Raw genomic sequence first — 21,596 nt, 5'->3', positions numbered from 1 at the left:
CAGCTACAGGCCGTAACGCAACTGGATATAGGCCGAGCGCCGCGCCAGCGGAAAGTCGTAGGGAATGCTGCCCGGCGCCGGGCTGGGCTCCAGCACGGTCGCATCGAACAGGTTGCGGATCGAAACGGCGACATCCCATGAGCCATAGCGCGCGTTGCCCTTGCGCAGGGTCAGGTCCAGCGTGCGATAGTCCGGCACATTCGGCCGTGGATCGCCGGCAATCCGGTCGCGTCCGATCACCCAATTCAACTGTGCGTTCGCAGTCCAGTCGGGCATGAAGCGCCAGTCGCCGCGCATGTACAGATGGTGATGCGGCGCATCGCCGGCATCGCGGCTGGTCGCCTTGTCGGTCGAGCGCTGATAGCCGTAGTTGCCGGACAGCCGCACGGTCTTGCTCGCATCCCAACTCGCCTCGAGCTCAAGGCCGTGGCCGGCCTGGCTGCCCGTATTCTGCGCGGTCGAGCCCGTGGTCGGATCGGCATTCGGCACGAAGCGCAGAATGTCCCTCATCTTGTAGTGAAAGATGTTTGCGCCGAGCTGCAGGCTGCTGACCGGCTGCCAGGATACGGCGGCTTCGGCCGTCGAAATGGTTTCAGGTTTCAGATCCGGGTTGCCGGTGGCCACCGGGTTGTTGATGTTGTAAAGCTCCTGGAACGACGGCGTGCGAAAGGCGCGGCCCGCAAGCAGCTTGGCCGTGACGTTGTAGCCGGCATCCCAGATCAGCGCCAGGCGCGGGTTGGTGGTGCCGCCGAAATCCGAATAGTCGTCGTGGCGGATGCCGCCGGTCAGCGTCCAGTCGCGGGCGAAGGACCATTCGTCCTGGACGTAGAGATAGTTGTTGCTGCGCGAATGCGGACTCATGAAGGCGCCGCTGCCGGAAACATCGACGACCGAACCGAGCGGCGTCGGCAGATTGCCGACGCCCGGAATATAGGTATAGGTATAGTTTCTCGATTCCCGCACCCTGTAGAGACTGTCATTGCCGCGTCCGGCGCCGATGCGGATGCGCTGGTTGCCGAAGCCGGTATAGAACGCGGACACGGAAAACAGGAAGCGGCGTTCCCACAGATAGGGGTTGCCGATCATGCCGTCGGGGAACGTGCCCGTCGGGAAAGTGGCGCCCGGGGGGAACAGCACCAGATCGGATTTTTCGTTGAGATAGTAGTAGCTGCCCTGCACGGTGAGATCGAGATCCTGGGCGAAATTGCGGTCCTGCCAGGTCAGATCGCTGGTGACGCGCTGGCTGAAGCTGCGCCCGGCCGGGTCGAGCGCCTGGGCCAGGCCGGTGGCGTTTTCGCCATCGCTGCGCCGCTTCAGCGCAATGCGGAAACGCCATTTGTCGCGGGCAATATCGAGGCTGCCATCGAGCATCCTGCGGCCCAGGTTCGTCACGCCGGGCGCATACGAGGCATTGGTGCCGAACAGCGCATCCAGCCTGGTTTGCGCATCGGCCGGGACGGGCTCCTTTGCGCCATCGGTATCGCCGACACGCAGATAGGCCGCCACCTGCATGCCGTCGATCTCGCCGCCATGCAGCAGCCAGGCATCGCGCGTCGAAAATGAGCCGTACCTGACGCCGACCTGGGTGCCATCGATATTGCCTGCATTCTTGGTGACGATGTTGATGACGCCGGCAAAGGCATCGGCGCCATACAACGCCGACCCCGGACCGCGAATGATCTCTATGCGCGCGATGTTCTCGACGGGCAGTCCGCCCCAGACCGTGCCCCGGTCACCCGCCAGCACGCTGGTCATCGGAATGCCATTGGTCAGCATCAGAACCTGGGGATTGTATTGGCTGGCAATGCCGCGAATCATGTAGATGGGCGCATAGCCCAGCGTGGAGTGGGACACATGCAGGCCGGGGACGGTCTCCAGGACTTCGTCGAGATCCGTGGCGCCGATGGCCTCTATGTCGTCGGCAGTGATCACGGTCGCCACGGCGGGGGCGCGGTTGATAGGCTGGGCCATGCCGGTGGTGATGCTGACCATCGTCTTGTCGCCGTAACTGAGCGCAAGCGCCTCCTCATCGGAGAAATCGGCCTGCGCCGATCCGGCCACGACGAACAATGCCAGGGCGATCCTGGCCGGAATGACTTTCATCGCCGACTCCTCATCCATTCTCGCCAGAAGCATCCCCGCGCATTTCGCGCCAGGCGCGGGCGGGCTCTCCCTGGTACAGAACGTGCGTGCAAGGGACGGGAAACAACGCGCCTGCCGGATTCTCCAGCGCTTCTATATAGCACGGCTGCATGCCGGCGAGAAAAGTTGGGAAAGCAAGCAGGTAGTATTCTTCCGGCGTGAAATCCATATCGGCCATCAAGGCCGCCGCCAGCGCGGCGTAGTTCATCTGCATGCGCCAGCGGCCCCTGGCGAGATAGTCGTCGATTTCATGCGCCAAGCGCAGGTGAGGCCCCCGATCCAGCCCCAATTCGCGCGCCAGCGCCAGGGTGGGTTCGACCCGCTCGTCCTGGGCGGTCAGGGGGCGCGCGAAGCCGGCGATGCTCCGGTATTTGTCCAGTTCCGCGCGGACGCAGCCGGCAATCGTGCCGCCGGCAGAAACCGCCGCGTTGGTATTGACGAGAAAGGCCATCGCACGCAGATCGACGCCCCGTCCATAGATGGCGGCTTCCGACGCGGCAAGGGCTGCCGACATGGCGAGATTGCCCGTGCTGCGGCTGCTGCCGGCCAGCGCGGCAATGCGGTTGTTCCAGAGCCTGGCATCCGGATAGCAGGTGAATGTCCATAGCCGGTGGAACATGCGCAACTGCTGCTGCGATACGCGTCGGCCGGTGATCCCGAACACGTACAACTCGATCCAGTCCATGTCTTTCAGATCGGCATGGAGATCGAGGCCGCGAAAGGAGGCATGGCTGCCGGGAACGAAGCCGCCCATGCGCGACTGCAGTTTTCCCACGCGTTGCCGGAGAAACTCCGGCCCTCGCTTCATGATTCGGCTTCCATCGTGGCGGGTTGTCGATCGAACTCGATATCGTAGAACGGAAACTGCTTGTGGCCGTATTCCTGCTGCTCCAGTGCATGCACGGCCGCCCCTGGCAGGCGCAGCAGCAGATAGGCCATTTCCGCCTGAGGCGCGGTAAACCCCAGATCGACGAATGCGGCGGCGGCGATGCCGCTCAGACTCAGCGGCAGGCCGGCCATCCCTTCCAGCATTTCACGCTGGCCGGCAAGCCAGAGCAGATGGCGGCCGGGACTGAGCGCGGCGAGACGGGACAGGCTGTCCGCCACGATGCCGGCAATATGAACGCCATGCGGATCGAAGCCCGGCGGGTGTTCCGGCCTGGGCCAGGCGCTGATCTTTTCGTCGACCGGCGGCGCCTGCAACCGGCAGCGCCACGCATCGAGATCCGTGCCGCAGGCTTGCCAGTTGTCGACCGCCAGCAGGATTTCGCGTCCTCCGCCGAGCTGGCCGGCGCCAACGGCGAGTGCCGCCATCAGCGCAGCGGCGGCGGGCGAACCGCAGGTTCCGCTGCACATCGCCGCATGCACCGAGGCATCGCGTGGCCCGGGGTTGGCGAGCGCGACCGCAAGGGCCTCGAAGAGACGGGCTTCCCGCGACGTCGGCGCCTCGCCGCGAAACAGCAGGTAGAGCATGTCGATCCAGCCCGCCTTGCCGAGCATGTCGCCATAAACATCGTAGCCATGGCAGCGCGCCACGCGCGTCGCAAACGGATTGTCGGCTTCCGGCTCTTCCTGCCAGATTCGGGTGTGGATCGGCTGCCCGGCGATCGGCTCGCTCATAGCGATGCGGCCAGCACGCGCATGCGCACGCTCATCGGTGGCACCTCATCGGCCGCGACACGCACATCGAGCAGCGTCGGCCCCTTGCGCGCGCAGATGGTTTCGATATCCAGATTCAGCAAATCCTGCGGCGAGGCGATGGTATGCGCCGTCGCGCCCAGCGCCCGCGCCAGAGCGGCGAAATCGGTGGACGGCAGCGTGCAGGCGTGCTGTTCCGCGCCGGTGAGGCGCTGTCCATGCCGCACCATGCCCAGCGACTGGTCATTAAGGACGACGAAAACGATGGTCAGTTGCTCGGCAACGGCAACGGAAAGTTCCTGGCCGTTCATCAGCATGCTGCCATCGCCGGTGATGCAGACCACCGGACCGTCCGGATTGGCCGCGGCCGTGCCGACCGCGCCGCCGATGGCCCAGCCCATGGGCACGAAGTTCATGGTCAGGCGCAGCCAGCCGCCACTGCTCTGGCGGCGGCTGATGACCCGCTTGATGCCACCGCCGAGGCGACGGTCGCCGAGGCGACGGTCGCTCGGCTGCAGGTAGTGGATGGCCCAGGCCACGCTGTTGCCGGTATCGGCGAGGTAGCGCGTGCGCTGCGGAAAGAGCCGGCCCAGCTCATGAAACAGGCGCTGCGGCTTGATCGGCGTGCTGTCGCTGAGGCACTTGTCGCGCTCGGCAAGTATCGATTCGGGTTCCCAGACCGCCGCTTGCGCCGCCTGTTCGGCACGCTGCTGCTCATACTCGCAGCGCGATTCCTGGTTGGCTTGTTCGATGAGCCGGTCGAAGATGGAAACGATGCGGCCGCGCACGTGCAGGCGTGCCATCGGCGTCAACGCCAGGTGTTCTTCCGATTCGTCGATATGCACCAGCCGCTCGTTCATCAAGGATTTGTTCCAGCCGCCGCTGTTCCATTCGCCCATGCGCGCGCCGACGGCAAGAATCAGATCGACGCTCGGATCCTGCAGCACCTCGTCGGCGCTGCCGTGGCCGCCGAAACCGAACACGCCGCGGAACAGCGGATGGCGCGGACTGAGCAGGCCTTTGCCATCCGGCGTGGTGACGACCGCGGCGTTGCGCAGGGTGGCGAACTGCAACATGGCGCCGATGCCTTCACCACACCAGCCGCCGACCAGAATCACGATCTTGCGCGCTTCATTGAGCCGATCGACGAGTTCGGTGAGCGCCTCCTCGTCGATCAGGGACGAAGGACGCAGCAGTTTCTTCAGGTCATAGGACGGCGTCGCGCTGGCCAGTGGCGTGCGAAAGACATCCGAGGGAAAGCTGAGATGCACCGGCCCGCGCGGCGGGCGGATCGCATGCTGCAGGGCCGTCACCAGCTTGGCCTCCATCTGGTCCGGATGGGACACCATGGTGTTGTAGTGCGTGCAATGCTGCATCATGCTGAGCGTATTGATACCGGTGCAGGAAGACTCCTGCAGCGCGTTCCTGCCCAGCAGCGGCAGTGCCGGCTGGCCGGTGATCACCAGCATGGGAATGCCGTTTTCGCGCGCGCAGGCAACGCCCGTGATGAGATTGGTGGCCCCCGGCCCGGCAGTGGAGCAGCACACGCCGAGCTTGCCGGTTTCGCGCGCGTAGCCGTCGGCCATGTAGGCGGCGCCGGCTTCGTGCCGCGCCAGGATGTGCTTCAGGCCGCCGCGCCGTGCGCTTCTGGCCAGCGCATTGTAGAGCGGCTCGATGGCGCCGCCCGGCACGCCGAAAACATATTCGATGCCGATCTGTTCGAGATAGGCGACCAATAGATCCGCGGCATCGCCGGCCAGCTCCGGATGAGTGGATGCATCGACAGCCCGAACGGATGCCCTGGCAAGGGCCACATCGAGATCCAGCACACCGCGGCTGACTCTGTCGTTCACACCGCTCCTCCTCAAGTCATGCTCATGCGACCGGCGCCTTGCTCGCTGCTCATTGCAGCATTGTTTTTTTCTTTGCAAGGCCGCCAACAATTCAAGGCTTGCGACAAGCTAATCTTTTACTTGAATGGCGACGCATAACTCAAGGAAAATATGGAGGTATTTATCCAATTGCAAACCGCAGTGTTGTATTTTTGTCTATTGCGGCGCAGCAATCGGCCGTTTCAGCCGGCTTGCAGCGCAGAAGCAAAGCCGGGGAAATTCGGCACCAGGATCTGCTGTTCGAACTCGTGCGCCGGCAGCGGCTGGGAGTGGTAATAGCCCTGCACGCTGTCGCAGCCGATCTGCCGCAGCAGGTTGAATTGCTCGCTGGTTTCCACGCCTTCGGCAACCACCTTGAGGCGCAGGCTATGCGCCAGCGCGACGATGCCACTGACGATGGCGGCATCGTCCTGATTGGTGGCCATGTCGCTGATGAAAGCCCGGTCGACTTTCAAGGCATCGACCGGGAAGCGCTTGAGATAGGCCAGGGAGGAATAGCCAGTGCCGAAGTCGTCGATATCCATGCGCAAGCCGATGCGTTTGAGCCGCGTCAGGGTGTCGACGATCTCGCCGCTGTGCTCCATGAGCATGCTTTCGGTAATTTCCAGCGTCAGGTAGCAAGGATCCAGACCCGTCTCTTCCAGGATCGATTCGATCAGCTCGCTCAAGCCTTTTTCCTGCAACTGCACTCCCGACAGATTGACAGCCACATTGAGGCTGGGTACGCCGGCATCCAGCCAGCGCCTGGTCTGGCCGCAGGCGGTCCGCAGCACGGTTTCGCCGATGGCGGAAATCAGGCCGTTTTCCTCGGCCAGCGGAATGAATTCGAGCGGCGAGATCATGCCGCGATCCGGATGCATCCAGCGCACCAGGGCTTCCATGCCGATGATCTGTCCCGACCGCGCATCCGCCTTGGGCTGGTAATACACCTCGAACTCCATGCGTTCCAGCGCACGGCGCAGCGAGCTGTCGAGATGGAGTTGCTCCGAGACGGAAGCCTCCATGTCCGCCTTGTAGAATTCGACGCCCGTATTGCTGCGCTTGGCGCTGAACATGGCGGTATCCGCGCGCCGCAGCAGCGTGCTGACATCGGCACCGTCCGCGGGATACAGCGCGATGCCGACACTGGTGGAAACGAAGATGTCCTGACCATCGATTTCGAAGGCAGAGGTCAGGGAACGGCGAATCTTCTGCGCCGCATTGAGCGCCGAAGCCGGGTCGTCCAGTTCGTCGAGCAGCACGGCGAACTCGTCCCCGCCGAGACGGGCAACGCAATCGCTGGCGCGCACGCAGTTGCGGATACGGCCGGCGACGGCCTTGATCAGCCGGTCGCCGACCTCATGGCCAAGCGTGTCATTGACGAACTTGAAACGATCCAGATCGAGAAACAGCACGGCCAGCAACTGCTGGGTGCCCCGCGCATGCTCGATGGCGCGATGCAGGTAGTCGGCGAACTGGACGCGGTTGGGCAAGCCGGTCAGGCTGTCGTTGAAAACCAGGTGGCGCACGTGCTTCTCGGCGCGCTGCGCCTCGACCACGCGCTTGATGCGCTGGCTGACCACGGCAAGATTGAGCGGTTTCGGAATGTAGTCGCTGGCGCCGACGGCGAAAGCGCGTTCGATCGACTGGGTGTCTTCCAAGGCGGTGATCATCAATACCGGAATGTTCTTGCCGCGCGGATGATCCTGCAACCGGGTGCAGGTGGCAAAGCCGTCCATGACCGGCATCATGGCATCCATCAGTATCACGTCGGGGATGCTGCGATCCAGCAGCGCCAGCGCGCGCTGGCCATCGGCGGCCTCCTCGACGCTGAAACCGCTGCGCTGCAGCGCATAGCGCAAGGTGGCGCGCGTACTGCGGTCATCATCGACGATCAGAACCAGCGCCCCCTTGCTGCTGTCTTCGGCCGGCAGCAGCGGCAGCGTCTGCAATTCGCCGAGCAGAACCTGTTTCACCAGCCCGTATTCGAGCCGGGCCCGGGCGAGCATTTCCAGCAAGTCGGCCACGGCGAGCGCCGCGGCGCCGTCCTCCATTTCGCGGGCAAGCTCGGCGAGGCCGTCGCAACCCAGGTTGCCGGCAGCGCCCTTGACCGCGTGAGCGGCGCGATGAAGCGCGCCCGCGTCGTCCCTCTCGATGGCCTGCGCCATGCGCTCGAAATAGACCGGCATGTCTTCGAGAAAGGGACGGATTGCCTGGCCAAAGGCACTGCCCAGTTGCTCGCGCAGCTTGGCCAGCTTGTCGCTGTCGATCGTGGCGGTTTCCGGCTCGGCCTCCCGGTTCGCGTGCGCGTGCAATCTGGCCTCCGGACGCGGCGTGGCGCGCACAGGGACATAGCGAGGGATCCAGCGCTGCAGCTTGTCGGAGAGGCTTTCCAGATTCAGCGGTTTGGCCAGGTGATCATCCATGCCGGCAGCGAGGCATTTTTCGATATCGCCCGGCGACACATTGGCCGTCATCGCAACGACGGGAACGTGCTTGCCGGAATTGCGTTCGATGTCGCGAATCGCCGCCGTCACCTCGTAGCCATCCATTTCCGGCATGCAGCAATCCATCAGGATCAGGCTCCAGTCCCGGCGCTTGAAGGCGCGCAGCCCCTGCTGACCGTCCTCGGCAATTTCCGCCTTGCAGCCCAGCACCTCCAGCAAGCCCTGAATGATGGCCTGATTGGTACGGTTGTCCTCGATCACGAGGATCTCGCACTCGCATTCGAGCCCGGCCTCGGCCCCAGCCGGCTGCGCTGCCTCGCGAACGTCGGCAGCGACGCGTTTCCGTTCGGCCGGGAGCGGAAGCAGGATCGGGCCGGCGGGCGCAGGCGCAGGTGATATCGCGCCGCAATCGCCCAGCACCCCGCGCAAGGTTTCGAGCAGGCGTTCGACACGCAGGGGCTTGGCCACATAACCATCGGCATGCACGGCCGCCGGCACGTAATCGGCGCCAAAGCGGTTCATCAGAATCAGACGCGGCGGCCGCTGGAGTTCACTCTGGATGCGCAGCGGCAGGCTGCTGCCGTCGCCGGTCGCAAAAGTCGTGTCGAGGATCAGCAGTTGGTACGGCCTGCCGGCCTGCTCCGCCGCGTGCAGCTCGCTCAATGCGGCATTGGCATCGCTGCTGGCCTTGCATTCCAGACCCCATGCGGAAAGTGTCTGCTGGAGAAAACGCCGGGCAAGCTCGCTTTCCTCGATGATGAGCGCGCGCACCCCGGACCAGCGCGGCTGTTCCGCCGTCCCGTCTTCCATCGCGGGATGCGCCCCCATGGTGCTCATGGTACTCACGGTGGTGCCCATGGGAATCGAAAACCAGAATCTGCTGCCCTGTCCCGGCGCGCTGTCGACGCCGATGCTGCCGCCCATCAGTTCGACCAGTTGCCTGGAAATTGCCAGACCGAGTCCGGAGCCGCCAAAGCGCCGCGTCGTCGACGTGTCTTCCTGGGTGAATGAATCGAAGATGTTTGCCTGCGCTTCACTGGAAATACCGATGCCGGTATCGATGACTTCGAAAGACAGCACGGTTTCGCCATCGACCGGGCCGCCGCCATCCGCCGCCTTCGAGACCCGCACGCTGACGCTGCCCTGCTGGGTGAACTTGATGGCATTGCCGATCAGATTGATCAGTATCTGGCGCAGGCGGCGCGGGTCGCCGAGCATGCGCGCGGGAACCTCGGCGGCGATCAGATAGCCGAGGTCGAGTTTTTTCTGCGCCGCCTGCGGAGTCAGCAGTTCCAGCACGCCTTCGACGAGATGGACGAGGCCGAAGTCGGTTTTCTCCAGCGCGACCTTGTCGGCCTCCAGCCGCGAGAAATCGAGGATGTTGTTGATCAGGTCGAGCAGATATTGCGAAGAATCCCAGGCAATTTCGACGAACTGGTGCTGCTTCGGCGGCAGATCGGCCGCCATCAGGATATCGAGGGTACCGACCACGCCGTTCAGCGGCGTGCGTATCTCGTGGCTGACGGTTGCCGCAAAATCGGCTTTCAGTTGCGCGAATTTCAGCGCGTTGTCGCGCGCCGTGCGCAGCTCCGTCTCCCGCTCTTCAAGCACCCGCATCATCTTGTTGAAGGCGATCGACATGTCGGCAATGTCTTTCGGACCGGCGGTATCGGCGCGCAATCCGCGGGTTCCCGCCTCCGCCTGGGCCATGACGTCGGAAAGACGCAGCAGCGGGCGGGTCATGCGCTGCGCCAGGGAACGCAGGATGGCCAGAACGATCAGGGCGATGATGAAGGATACGGAGAAATTGACGGCGAAGACTTCCGCCTGCATCCGCCTCAGCGTCGCCTTGCTTTTGACCACGCTCACATAGCCGAGCGCCTGCTGGCTGGGTTCGCTGACGCTGAACGGAGAGGCTTCCTCGCTGCCGATTTTCACCGGCGCGACGAAGTACCAGGCATCGTCGGTTTCCCGCGCCAGATAGCTTCTGGCAGGAATGGGGCGCGCCCTGTCGTCGTCAATGGACGAGGCATCGGAAGCATTGTTTTTGCTGAGCAGCACGCTACCGTCGTCACGATGGATCGCCAGCGACACGACGTCCGGAAAGGCCAGGGTGAGCGCGGCAACATCGCTGGCGTTGTCGGATGCATCGTAGAGCAGCGCCAGCCGGCTCTGGCGCGCCAGGTTTTCGGCGACCTGGCGGCCCTGCTCGATCTGGTGGCGGCTGATCTGGCGGCTGGTCTGCCATGAAATGGCCAGCGAGGAAACGATTGCAATGACCGCAACGGCAGTGCCGACCACAGCGGCCAGCTGGTGCCTGATGGCAGTGCGTCGCAACAGACGACGGAATGACTGCATGGGGGTCATGGCTCAGGGAAGACCAAGTCGAAGTTCTGCTGGTTGCTGTTGATCGCCAAACCAAGATGACTGGCCGTGCGTATATTAACTGCAACCAGCACCTCTCTGAGCGGCGTCATGCCCCGTTCCGTCTGGCTGCCCGCCAGCGCAGCCAGCGCGCTGCTGGCAAGGCGGCGGCCGAGTTGAAGATTGTCCGGATACAGCGCGAACAGTGCGCCACGCTTGACGTGCATCACACTGCTGGAAAAAACCAGCAGGTTGCGCCCCCAGGCTTCCTGCAGCACCCGGGGAAGGACGACGGATTCTTCCGCGGCAACCGAGTCCTGTGGCAGCCACAGGGCATCCCGGCGCGGATCCATGCTGCCCATGGCATCGCGGTAAAAGCGCAGGGCGCTCTTCACGTCCGCGGTTTCCTGGGTGATCAGCTCAAGGCCGAGATTGCGCGCCGCCTCGCGCGCCAGGCGCATCAGCCAGGCATTCTGCCCCGGCTCATAGGCCACATAAATGCGCCGCGTACCCGGCGCCATGTTGCGCAGGCGCTCGAAAAGCAGCAGCGGATCCGGCGCCAGGCTATGGACCGACATGCCGCGGATTTCCGCTTCCGGAACGGAAACCACGCCACCGACAACGATGCCGATGTCGGGGATGCCCCCGGCGCTCTTGATCGCCTTCAGTCCGTTGCGGCCGAGCGCAATGACGCTGCGGACCTCCTGGCGCCGCAGCTCGCCGGCCAGGTCGGCGGCACTCTGGCCGGCGCCGACCGGTATGCCGGTAACGCGCACCCTGGCCTGAAGCTCGACCCCTTCGATGATTCTGGAAAACACACTGCGATACGGCTCCCTCAGATCCGGATAGACCACGGCAATGCCGGCAGCAGGGGAGTTGCGTTCATCAGGCGCTTGCGGCGCGGCCAGCGCCAATGCCAACGGCGACAGCGGCAACCCGGTCGTTGCCGTCAGCAGAAGCACGCCGAAAACAAGACGCCGGCGCATGGTCCGCCTCAGGTTTTCGGCCAGGCATCGCCGACCTGGTGGGTGGTTTCAATGCTCATGCCAGGCCATTTTCCATTCCCGCAGCCATCTTTCAACCTTTCAGCCTTGCGACCTTTCAAGTGTTCACATTGGCACAGCTCATCCCGTCCACAGACTCAGCTCAGCAACCGCGCATGTTCGATTTCGACGCAGCGATCCATGACGACCGCCAGTCCGCCGGCAGAGGCCGTCTGCGCGGCGGTTTCATTGCTCACGCCCAACTGCAGCCACAGCACCTTGGCGCCGATCGCGACTGCGGCCTGGGCCAGGGGCGGCGTGTCTTCGGACTTGCGGAAGCAATCGACGATATCGACCGGCTGCGGAATCGAGGCCAGATCGGGATAGCACGGCTGGCCAAGAATCTCGGTCTCGGCGGGATTGACGGGGATGACGGAGTAACCATGCGCCATCAGGTATCTGGCCACCGCGTTGCTTGGCCGTGCCGGATTGGCCGACAGCCCCACAACGGCGATGACCCGGTTGTCGCGCAGGATGCGGCGCAACTCGTCGTCGGTGCGGATGATCATGAACACACTCCTTCAGGAAGTCAGGAAGAGCAAGAATACGCCTCGGGCAAATCCGCCGCCAGGCGGTTGCGCCGTGGAACCCCGCTCAGGGACCAGTGGCCGATGGCCCACTGCCATAGCTCACCCAGGCTGGCATCGCGCAAGTCCGGCGATGGCGCCTGACCGAGGAATTGCAGCGCGGCAAACAGCGCGGGGCGGGCCTGGCTGCGCATCAACGGCCTGGCGCGGGTCTGTTTGGAAAGCTTTTCGCCACCGGCATCGATGGCCAGCGGCAAGTGGGCATATTGCGGCGTCGGCAGATTCAGCAAGCGCTGCAGCAGCATCTGGCGCGGCGTCGAATCGAGCAGATCGGCGCCGCGTACGACGTGGCTGATCCCCTGCTCGGCATCATCCACGACCACGGCAAGCTGGTAGGCGAACAGGCCGTCGGCGCGCAACAGGATGAAGTCGCCCGCATCCCGCGCCAGATCCTGTTCGATACGGCCCTGCACGGCATCCGCAAAGTGGATGCGGGCATCGCCCACCCGCAGCCGCCAGGCGCGCGGCACACGCCCCGCGGGCAGTCCATCGCGGCAAGTGCCGGGATAAACACGGGCACCGTCATTCGCCAGGCGCGCGGACGCAAGCTCAGGCTCGGACTCGGACTCGGACTCGGGGCGATCGATTCTGGAATCGGCCAGTTCACTGCGCGTGCAGGCACATGGAAACACCTGTCCGGCGGCCCGCAGGCGCTCGAACGCGGCGCGGTAATCGGCCGTGCGGCGGCTTTGGTAAATGACTTCGCCATCCCATTCAAAACCGTAGGCTTCGAGCAAACGCAGAATGTCGTCGCTGGCGCCGGCCTGGCAGCGCGGCTGATCCACATCCTCGATGCGCAAGCGCCACAGGCCCGCATGATGGCGCGCATCGAGATAGCTGCCGACGGCGGCGATCAACGAACCAAAATGCAGGGGGCCGGTCGGCGACGGCGCGAAACGACCGCAATAACGGAACGCGGCGCGGGCAAGGTGCATGACTAGCGCGAACATCCTGCAATACAGCCAAGGGTCGCAGGCACGTCGCTCATTTCTTCCGTCCGGCTACGGCAGCAGGCGAATTTCGCGCGGCGCGGTGCCTTCCACCGGATCGGCAAGCGTCAACCCGCCGGTGTTGTCCGTGTTGTCCGAATTGTCCCTGGACGTCTCCACGGGCGCCGCATTCTCCGCGGCATCCTCATTCGCCACGTTGCCGATCGGGGGAAAGTCGATCTGCAGCGAGTTGCGCAGCATGGCCCGCAGCAGCACGATCTCCGCCGCCACTGCCTGCGGGAAACCCAGGCGCTTGCCATCACGATTGTCTTCCAGCAGTTTCGTCAGGAACTCTTCGCATTCGGGCCGGGGCCACAACGCCTGCAGGTTCTGCGCAAGATGCGGGTAGTGCTCCAGGCTGGTCTTTTCCTGCTTGCCCGAATCGCTCGCCCAGTCATCGACCGCCACATTCAGCTTCTGGCGCAATTCCTGCGTCGCCGCGTCAAAGGCTTCGCGGTTGCCGGTGTTGCGATAGATCTCCAGTACCTTGAACCAGTGAGACGGATCCTGATCCGGGTGCTGGCGGATGTGCTCGATGACCGCAGCCGCAGCCTCCTTGGCCAAGCCCAGCGAGGTCATGACATCGGCGAGTTCGAGCACCGGATCGGCGAAACTGCGTGCCGGCTCCGGCTCGGCATCGCCGGTGGCCTTGGCTGCGTCGTCAGGCTCAGCATCCATCCGGAATTCCAGGGGCTCTCTTGTCACGGGCGCTGAGGCTTCTACAACCGAAGTTTCCGATGATGCCGGCAACTCAAGGCCGGATTCCATCTCCGCCGCCTTGCCTGCAGAGGCTTGGGGCGCCGGCGTAATGATGGACGGCGTGGACAAATTGAATGGATTGTCCGAGTTGTCCAGATTGTCGCGTTCACTTCCGGCCGGGAATGCCGCATCGGTCTTTTTGAGTGCGGCGAAGCGATCGGGTAGCGCGGCGCTGGCGGCCGCGGCAGTCGATGCTTTCGAGGCTGCCGGCGCTTCCTGCCGGGTTTGGGCGGCCTTGCCTCGTCCACTGGCGGGTTCGGCACGCTCTGCACGATCCGTACGATCCACGCGCTCGGTGGCGTCGCGCAACGCTGCTGCCGGGCCGGTTGTTTTTACCGTTGCCGACCTGCCGCTCGAAGGCGTGGGGGACGCAGGCGGTGCGGGAGGCGCGGGAGGAGGAAACACATCCGGCCGAGGCGAAGCCGGAGCCAGAATACGGCGCCGCTGAAACAACGCGATCAGTCCCGCGCCGACGATACTGCCGCCGACGACGGCCAGCAGCAATTCGACCAGGCTGAAGGAACTGTGCAACTCCTCACGCAAGCTCTGGATTTCCGTCTGGGCCTGCAGTTGCCCGGCCTCGGCGCGCTTGATGCGTTCGTCGACACCCTGCAGATAGGTTTTCACCTCACCGAAGCTCGCTGCCAGCGAAGTCAGCGTTTCCGACATGGCGATATCGCTCTCGCTCTTTTCGGTCATCATCTGCTCCAGGCGTTCGAGGGTCTGCCTGAGGTTTTGTCCCGACAGGGAGGGCACCCGCCCCTGGCCGCTGCCTATGACCAGCCGATCCGTTTTCTGCGTGGCGCGTTGCGGCGCCGTTTCGACTCGCGCGGCATCGCTGCGGCTGGCGCTGGCCTGCGGCACGGCTGCCGGTGCCGCCAATGGTGTCGGTGGTGCCGATGGTGCCGGCGGCGGAACCGCGCCGGGTTTGGCTGGCGCGTCCTTCTTCGGCAAGTTGGGCGGAATTCTCAGTACCGTACCCGCCGGAATGTGTACCGAACCTACGCGATCGGTGGCATGGCCAAACAGCTCGGGATTGGCTGCCTTCATCAGGCGCCGATATTCGTCACGCAGCGGCCGGCTCGATGGATACAGCCCGCGAGCCAGCCAGTTGAGGCGAGTGTTGCGCGCAACCGTCATTTCCGCCATGCCGGATGCAGACGCCGATGCCGCCGCCGCGGATGCCGATGCCGGCACGACCGCCGCCGCTGCCTGGACAACCGCCGCCGGCTTTGCCGGCGCGACGATCTCGTGCTGCGACGAGAAGAACATGAAGTCCCGAGAAACGCCGACATCGCAGCCGACCTGCACACGAAAACCGATGACCGGGCTGGATATGCCGCGCGAGGACTTTACGACCAGCACGGTGCCGACCCCGCGCTTCTCAAGGGTGAAACGCATGTCCTTGAGGAAAAAATCGCCATCGACATCATCGGGACGCGGTGCCAGGTAAAAGCAGTTGCTGGCGGGCAGCGCGCTGCTGCCGGACAGACCGATGGGAAATTCCAGGTGCAGCGAATTGCCGAGCACCGGCGTGCCATGCGGCGTCCCGATTTCGAGTGCCGTTGCGAACAACGGTGCCATCAGCGTGAACACCCCGCTGAGCAGCTTGAGACGGTAGCGGGACGGAAGTCTATGTGCCTGATGGAGTACCTGTCGCATATTGGTATATTGATTCGAAAGGTTGGCTCGAATTAACGAGTGGCAAGTGACGAACAATGAGTGCGGGCGCGAAGGTGGTCGTAATCAACCAAAAACACCAAAAACAGAAAACCAGAACCGGACACAGGTACCCGCAGCAGCGTCGCGCCAGGCCCGGAGAGTGTGCATCCGCCCCTTGAAAGTCTATTGTATAGCACAATTATTTTGTTGTAATTCGTTGATCATACGTGAAGTTGGTGCGTGCTACACGCTACACGCCACAGGATTGCCTGCGCTGATCCCGACGGCAAGGATGAGGCCCGGCGGAGCACGGCGTTGAAACATGGCTGGCTCCGGCATGCCGGCAAGGCGCTTGCCACGCGCCATGAACGGGCATGATCCAGCCGCCGACGGCAATATGGAGGACATCGCTGGAATAGAATGCCCGGCATGGAGCTTCTCCTGATTCTTTCCCTGCCTTTTCTCGGCAGCCTGTGCGCGGCATTCCTGCCGGCAAACGCACGCAATGCCGAGGCCTGGCTGGCCGGCGCCGTGGCGCTGGCGATCACGCTCGTCATCATCGACCTGTATCCGCAAGTAAGCGCCGCAGGCGTGCTGCGCTTCGACCTGCCCTGGGCGCCGGTGCTCGGCCTCGACATAAGCCTGCGCATGGACGGCTACGCCTGGCTGTTCGCCCTGCTGGTCAGCGGCATGGGGCTGCTGGTGGTGGTGTATGCGCGCTACTACATGTCGCCGGACGATCCGGTGCCGCGCTTCTTCTCCTTCTTCCTCGCCTTCATGGGCGCCATGCTCGGCGTCGTGCTCTCCGGCCACCTGATCCAGATGGTGATGTTCTGGGAGATGACCAGCCTGACCTCCTTCATGCTCATCGCCTACTGGCACCACCGCGGCGAGGCGCGACGCGGCGCGCGCATGGCGCTCATCGTCACCGGCACCGGCGGCCTCGCCCTGTTCGGCGGCGTGCTGCTGCTCGGCCACATCGCCGGCGGCTACGACCTCGATACCGTGCTGGCCGCCGGCGAGCAAGTCCGGGCACACCCCTGGTATCCGGCCGTGCTGGTACTGATCGCGCTGGGCGCGCTGACCAAGAGCGCGCAGTTTCCTTTCCACTTCTGGCTGCCCCACGCCATGGCCGCGCCCACGCCGGTATCGGCCTACCTGCACTCGGCGACCATGGTGAAGGCCGGCGTATTCCTGCTGGCGCGGCTGTGGCCGGTGCTGGCCGGCACCGACGCCTGGTTCTGGATCATCGGCGGCGCCGGGCTGTGCTCGCTGGTGCTCGCCGGCTACCTGGCGATGTTCCAGCAGGACATGAAGGGCGTGCTGGCCTACTCCACCATCAGCCATCTCGGCCTGATCACCCTGCTGCTCGGCATGAACAGCCATCTGGCGCTGGTCGCCGCGGTGTTCCACATCGTCAACCACGCCACCTTCAAGGCCTCGCTGTTCATGGCCGCCGGCATCGTGGATCACGAGACCGGGACGCGCGATATTGGCCGCCTTTCCGGCCTCTCCCGCGCCATGCCGATCACCGCCGCGCTGGCCGTGGTGGCGGCGGCGGCCATGGCCGGCGTGCCGCTGTTGAACGGCTTCCTGTCCAAGGAGATGTTCTTCGCCGAGACCGTCTTCCTCGACCGACCCGACTGGCAGCGCATCGGCCTGCCGCTGGCGGCCACGCTGGCCGGCGTGTTCAGCGTGGCCTATTCGCTGCGTTTCATCCACCAGGTTTTCTTCGGCCCGCAGGCAGAGGATCTGCCCCATGCCCCGCACGAGCCGACCCGCTGGATGCTGCTGCCGAGCGCGCTGCTGGTCACCGCCTGCGTGCTGGTCGGCATTTTCCCCGCGCAGGTCATCGGCCCCTATCTGCACACGGCCACCGACGCGATCCTCGGCGCCGACGCGCTGGCCTACGACCTGGCGGTCTGGCATGGCCTGAATACGCCCCTCATCATGAGCCTGGTAGCCCTCGGCGGCGGTGCGCTGCTCTACTTCGTCGCGCTGCGCCGGCACGCGATGGAAGTGCCGCTGCTCGCGGCCATCGACGGCCGCAACATCTTCGACTGGCTGCTGAAGACGGCGACGAACGGCGCCGAGCGGACGCTGCGGCGGCTGTCCTCGAACCGTCTCCAGGTGCAACTGCTGCTGATCTTCGCCGTGGCCCTCGGCGGCGCCCTCGCGCTGGCGCTGCGCGCCGGCGTCGGCCGGGGCGGGCAAGCGCTGCTGCCGCTCGATCCCGCCTTCGCGCTGCTCTGGGTGGTCGGCGGTACCTGCGCTCTGGCCGTGGCCTGGCAAGCCACGTACCACCGCTTCGCCGCCGTCGTCTTCGCCGGTGGCGCGGGCCTGGCCACCAGCCTGACTTTCGTCTGGTTCTCGGCCCCCGACCTGGCGCTGACCCAGCTCACGGTCGAGGTCGTCACCACCGTGCTGATTCTGCTCGGCCTGCGCTGGCTGCCGCGCCGCGACGAGCGGATCGCCGGGACCGGCGGCAGCGCGGCGGCGCGCCTGCACCGGCTGCGCGACGGCCTGCTGGCCGGCGGCTGCGGACTGGGCATCGCCGCGCTCGCCTACGCCGTGCTGACCCGGCCGGCGGTGGAGGGCATCGCGCCCTTCTTCGTCCAGCAGTCCCTGCCGCAGGGCGGCGGCCTCAACGTGGTCAACGTCATCCTGGTGGACTTCCGCGGCTTCGACACCTTCGGCGAGATCACCGTGCTGGGCATCGTCGCCCTCACCGTGTATGCGCTGCTGCGCCGCTTCCGCCCGGCGCCGGAGAGCGTGCCCCTGCCGCGCCAGCAGCGCGAGCAGGACGGCGGCAACCCGCCCCACGACGCGGCCGCCCTCTTGCCCAGCGGCGTCATGATGCTGCCCGCCGTGCTGGTGCGGCTGTTGCTGCCGCTGGCCATGCTGGTGTCGCTGTTCTTCCTGCTGCGCGGCCACAACGCGCCGGGCGGCGGCTTCGTCGGCGGCCTGGTGCTGGCGACGGCGGTGATCCTGCAATACCTGGTCGGCGGCACCCTGTGGGTGGAATCGCACCTGCGCATCCGTCCGCTCTACTGGATTGCCAGCGGCCTGCTGGCTGCCGCCGTGGCCGGCCTCGGCGCCATGTTTGCCGCTACGCCTTTCCTCACCAGCTATGCCTGGCATGGCGAACTGCCCTGGCTCGGCGAGCTGCACCTGTCGAGCGTGCTGCTGTTCGACCTGGGCGTCTATATGCTGGTGGTCGGCGCGACGGTGCTGATGCTGGTGGCCATCGCCCACCAGTCGCTGCGCAACCTCCAATACAAAACTTCGGGCGAAGAAACACAAATACGCTGATGGAAATCGTCTTTTCCCTTGCCATCGGGCTCATGGCCGCTTCCGGCATCTATCTGCTGCTGCGCCCGCGCACCTTCCAGGTCATCATGGGCCTGTCGCTGCTCTCCTACGCGGTCAACCTGTTCATCTTCGGCATGGGCCGCCTGCGCGTCGGCGCAACGCCGGTGATCGACGCGACGCGCGGCGCGGCCGCCAACCCGGCCCTCTACGCCGATCCGGTGCCGCAGGCGCTGGTGCTGACCGCCATCGTCATCGGCTTCGCGGTCACCGCCCTGTTCCTCGTCGTCCTGCTCGCCGCGCGCGGGCTTTCCGGCACCGACCACGTGGACGGCCGCGAGCCGGAGCGGGAATGATGCAGCACCTGCCCATCCTGCCGATCCTGCTGCCGCTCTTGACGGGCGCGCTGCTCTTGTTCTCCAGCGAAACGCGCCACGGCCGGCGCGCCCTGTTCGCTCTGGCCGCCACGCTGGCGCAACTGGCCGTCGCGCTCGCCCTGCTGGCCATCGCCGACGGCCGGCTCGCCATGCCCTGGAGCGGCGCAGACGGGAGCGGCGTCAGCATCAGTGGCATCAGCGTCTACGCGCTCGGCAACTGGGCCGCGCCCTTCGGCATCGTGCTGGTGGTGGATCGCCTGGCGGCCATCATGCTGACCCTCACCGCCACCCTGGGGCTGGCCGCGCTGGTGTATGCGCTGGCGCGCTGGGAACGCGCCGGCAGCCACTTCCTGCCGCTGTTCCAGTTCCTGCTGATGGGGCTGAACGGCGCCTTCCTCGCCGGCGACCTGTTCAACCTGTTCGTCTTCTTCGAGGTGCTGCTGGCGGCCTCCTACGGGCTGGCGCTGCACGGCTCGGGCGCGCCGCGCGTGAAGGCGGGCCTGCACTACATCGCGGTCAACCTCGTCGCCTCGCTGGTGTTCCTGGTCGCCGCCGCGCTGATCTACGGCGTCTCCGGCACTCTCAACATGGCCGAGCTGGCGCTCGTCGTCCCGCGGCTCGACGCCGAGTCGCGCGCGCTGTTCGAGCTGGGCGCGCTGCTGCTCGGCATCGTCTTCCTCGTCAAGGCCGGCGCCTGGCCGCTCAACTTCTGGCTGCCCGCCACCTATGCCACAGCCACGGCGCCGGTGGGCGGCATTTTCGCGATCCTCACCAAGGTCGGCGTGTATGCGCTGCTGCGCTTTTCCATCCTGTTCGGCCAGGACGTCGCCCCGGCGCCCTTCAAAGGCGACTGGCTGTTCTACTGCGGACTGGCCACCATCGCCACAGGTACCCTGGGCGTGCTCGCCGCGCAGAAACTCGACCGCCTGGCCGGCTTCCTGGTCATCGTCTCTTCCGGCACCCTGCTGGCGGCCTTCGGCTTCACCGGCACCACCCTGACCGGCCCGGCGCTCTACTATCTCGCCAGTTCGGTGCTCGGCAGCGGCGCCTTCTTCATGCTGATCGAACTGGCCGAGCGCAACCGTGCGGCCACCGCCGATTTCCTGGCCATCAGCTCCGAGGCCTTCGGCCTGCAGGACCGGCACGAATCGGAACATCCCGACGCGCTGGGCGAAGAGGCCGGCACCCCCATCCCGGCGGCGATGGCCTTCCTCGGGCTGGCCTTCTTCTCCTGCGCCGCGGTGCTCTCCGGCCTGCCGCCGCTGTCCGGCTTCGTCGCCAAGTTCGCGCTGCTCAAGGCTGCCGTCGCCGCCCTGCCCGCGGCCTCGGCGCTGCACACGGGTTTGTTCTTCGCGGCCCTGCTGCTGTCGGGACTGGCCGGTTTGATCGCCCTGTCGCGCCTGGGAGTTCGCGTCTTCTGGGACAGCCAGCGTCCGACGCCGCGCCTGCAATGGCTGGAAGCCGCCCCGGTGGGCGGGCTGGTGCTGCTGTGCCTGGCGCTGGCCTTCGGCGCCGGCCCGGCCATGGCCTACTTCGAGACGGCCGCGCGCGCGCTGCACGATGTGTCGCTCTATGTCGGCGAAGTGCTGCCGGGCGCGGCCGCAGGAGACATGCGATGAAGCGTCCGCTCCTGGTGCCGCTCCTGCCGGTCGTGCTGACGATCGTGTGGCTGCTGCTCAATGACAGTCTCGATTTCGCCAACCTCCTGCTCGGCATCATCCTGGCCGTGCTGGTCAGCGCCGCAGTCACCCGCCTGCGCCCGCTGTCGGCCTGGCCGCGCCGTCTGCACGTCGCCATCGGCCTGATCTGGCACGTGCTCCTCGACATCGTGCGCTCCAACATCGGCGTCGGGCGCATCGTGCTCGGCGCCGCGCAGCGCCAGCCGACCATCGGCTTTCTGGACATCCCGCTCGACCTGCGCGATCCGCACGGCCTGGCGATGCTTGCCATCATCATCACCAGCACGCCGGGCACGGTCTGGTCCGGCTACGACCCGGCGAGCGGCATGCTCACGCTGCACGTCCTCGACCTGCAGGACGAGGCGGCCTGGATCCGCACGATCAAGCATCGCTACGAACGCCCATTGATGGAGATCTTCGAATGAACGCCATCCTGCCTTTCGCCGTGAACTTCGCGCTGGCCTGCTTCGCGCTGGCCATCCTCTGCGCCCTGATCCGGCTGCTGCGCGGCCCCGCCGCCCAGGACCGCATCCTGGCGCTCGACACGCTCTACATCAACGGCATGCTGACCATCCTGATGCTCGGCATCGGCTTCGGTTCCGCCGTTTATTTCGACATCGCCCTGCTGATCGCGCTGTTCGGCTTCGTCGGCTCCACGGCGATGGCGAAGTTCCTGCTGCGCGGCGAGGTGATCGAACCATGAAACCCATGACGCGGCACCGCGCAGCG

At 65.4% G+C, this 21,596-nt stretch carries 14 protein-coding genes; 5 read left to right on the top strand and 9 right to left on the bottom strand.

Annotation, left to right across the window (positions count from 1 at the left end):
• Positions 1 to 3 precede the first annotated feature (3 nt).
• The 9 genes from SDENCHOL_RS02500 to SDENCHOL_RS02460 all read right to left on the bottom strand — a co-directional run bounded on the left by SDENCHOL_RS02500 (position 4) and on the right by SDENCHOL_RS02460 (position 15,424).
• On the bottom strand, positions 4 to 2,103 hold the full coding sequence (locus SDENCHOL_RS02500) for a TonB-dependent receptor plug domain-containing protein (protein ID WP_197706820.1): 2,100 nt from the start codon (positions 2,101 to 2,103) through the stop codon (positions 4 to 6).
• Positions 2,104 to 2,113: 10 nt separating this feature from the next.
• Positions 2,114 to 2,950, bottom strand: a complete 837-nt coding sequence (locus SDENCHOL_RS02495; RefSeq protein WP_154715902.1) for a citryl-CoA lyase — start codon at positions 2,948 to 2,950, stop codon at positions 2,114 to 2,116.
• A complete protein-coding gene (locus tag SDENCHOL_RS02490; protein ID WP_154715901.1) occupies positions 2,947 to 3,762 on the bottom strand; it encodes a citryl-CoA lyase in 816 nt (271 codons plus the stop codon). Before SDENCHOL_RS02490 ends, SDENCHOL_RS02495 begins: the two co-directional genes overlap by 4 nt.
• The gene (locus SDENCHOL_RS02485) at positions 3,759 to 5,633 is read right to left on the bottom strand and encodes a thiamine pyrophosphate-binding protein (protein ID WP_197706819.1); all 1,875 of its coding nucleotides are present in this window, start codon (positions 5,631 to 5,633) and stop codon (positions 3,759 to 3,761) included. The genes SDENCHOL_RS02490 and SDENCHOL_RS02485 overlap by 4 nt, the downstream gene beginning before the upstream one ends.
• Positions 5,634 to 5,854: 221 nt before the next feature.
• Complete coding sequence (locus tag SDENCHOL_RS02480; protein ID WP_154717325.1) at positions 5,855 to 10,456, bottom strand: EAL domain-containing protein; 4,602 nt, start codon at positions 10,454 to 10,456, stop codon at positions 5,855 to 5,857.
• Between the two features lie 5 nt (positions 10,457 to 10,461).
• On the bottom strand, positions 10,462 to 11,448 hold the full coding sequence (locus tag SDENCHOL_RS02475) for an ABC transporter substrate binding protein (protein ID WP_154715900.1): 987 nt from the start codon (positions 11,446 to 11,448) through the stop codon (positions 10,462 to 10,464).
• A 155-nt stretch (positions 11,449 to 11,603) separates the two neighbouring features.
• Positions 11,604 to 12,014 (bottom strand): CoA-binding protein, encoded by a 411-nt coding sequence (locus SDENCHOL_RS02470; protein ID WP_154715899.1) that lies wholly within the window; start codon positions 12,012 to 12,014, stop codon positions 11,604 to 11,606.
• 20 nt (positions 12,015 to 12,034) lie between these two features.
• Complete coding sequence (gluQRS, locus tag SDENCHOL_RS02465; protein ID WP_154715898.1) at positions 12,035 to 13,027, bottom strand: tRNA glutamyl-Q(34) synthetase GluQRS; 993 nt, start codon at positions 13,025 to 13,027, stop codon at positions 12,035 to 12,037.
• A gap of 66 nt (positions 13,028 to 13,093) precedes the next feature.
• A complete protein-coding gene (locus SDENCHOL_RS02460; RefSeq protein WP_154715897.1) occupies positions 13,094 to 15,424 on the bottom strand; it encodes a hypothetical protein in 2,331 nt (776 codons plus the stop codon).
• Positions 15,425 to 15,931: 507 nt separating this feature from the next.
• Here SDENCHOL_RS02460 and SDENCHOL_RS02455 point away from each other — a divergent pair.
• Genes SDENCHOL_RS02455 through SDENCHOL_RS02435 form a run of 5 tightly spaced genes read left to right on the top strand, consistent with a single transcriptional unit; the run spans position 15,932 to position 21,570 of the window.
• On the top strand, positions 15,932 to 18,814 hold the full coding sequence (locus SDENCHOL_RS02455; protein WP_154715896.1) for a monovalent cation/H+ antiporter subunit A: 2,883 nt from the start codon (positions 15,932 to 15,934) through the stop codon (positions 18,812 to 18,814).
• The gene (locus SDENCHOL_RS02450; RefSeq protein ID WP_154715895.1) at positions 18,814 to 19,167 is read left to right on the top strand and encodes a Na+/H+ antiporter subunit C; all 354 of its coding nucleotides are present in this window, start codon (positions 18,814 to 18,816) and stop codon (positions 19,165 to 19,167) included. Before SDENCHOL_RS02455 ends, SDENCHOL_RS02450 begins: the two co-directional genes overlap by 1 nt.
• The gene (locus SDENCHOL_RS02445; protein WP_154715894.1) at positions 19,164 to 20,807 is read left to right on the top strand and encodes a monovalent cation/H+ antiporter subunit D; all 1,644 of its coding nucleotides are present in this window, start codon (positions 19,164 to 19,166) and stop codon (positions 20,805 to 20,807) included. The genes SDENCHOL_RS02450 and SDENCHOL_RS02445 overlap by 4 nt, the downstream gene beginning before the upstream one ends.
• Positions 20,804 to 21,292: a Na+/H+ antiporter subunit E gene (locus SDENCHOL_RS02440; RefSeq protein ID WP_154715893.1), complete on the top strand. Its 489-nt coding sequence runs from the start codon at positions 20,804 to 20,806 to the stop codon at positions 21,290 to 21,292. The genes SDENCHOL_RS02445 and SDENCHOL_RS02440 overlap by 4 nt, the downstream gene beginning before the upstream one ends.
• The gene (locus SDENCHOL_RS02435; RefSeq protein WP_154715892.1) at positions 21,289 to 21,570 is read left to right on the top strand and encodes a K+/H+ antiporter subunit F; all 282 of its coding nucleotides are present in this window, start codon (positions 21,289 to 21,291) and stop codon (positions 21,568 to 21,570) included. The genes SDENCHOL_RS02440 and SDENCHOL_RS02435 overlap by 4 nt, the downstream gene beginning before the upstream one ends.
• Positions 21,571 to 21,596 lie beyond the last annotated feature (26 nt).

The sequence above is a fragment of the Sterolibacterium denitrificans genome (genome assembly GCF_900174485.1).
Lineage (GTDB): Bacteria > Pseudomonadota > Gammaproteobacteria > Burkholderiales > Rhodocyclaceae > Sterolibacterium > Sterolibacterium denitrificans.
Note: the sequence above shows the minus strand (reverse complement) of the source record. Positions and strands in the feature narration are given on the sequence as shown.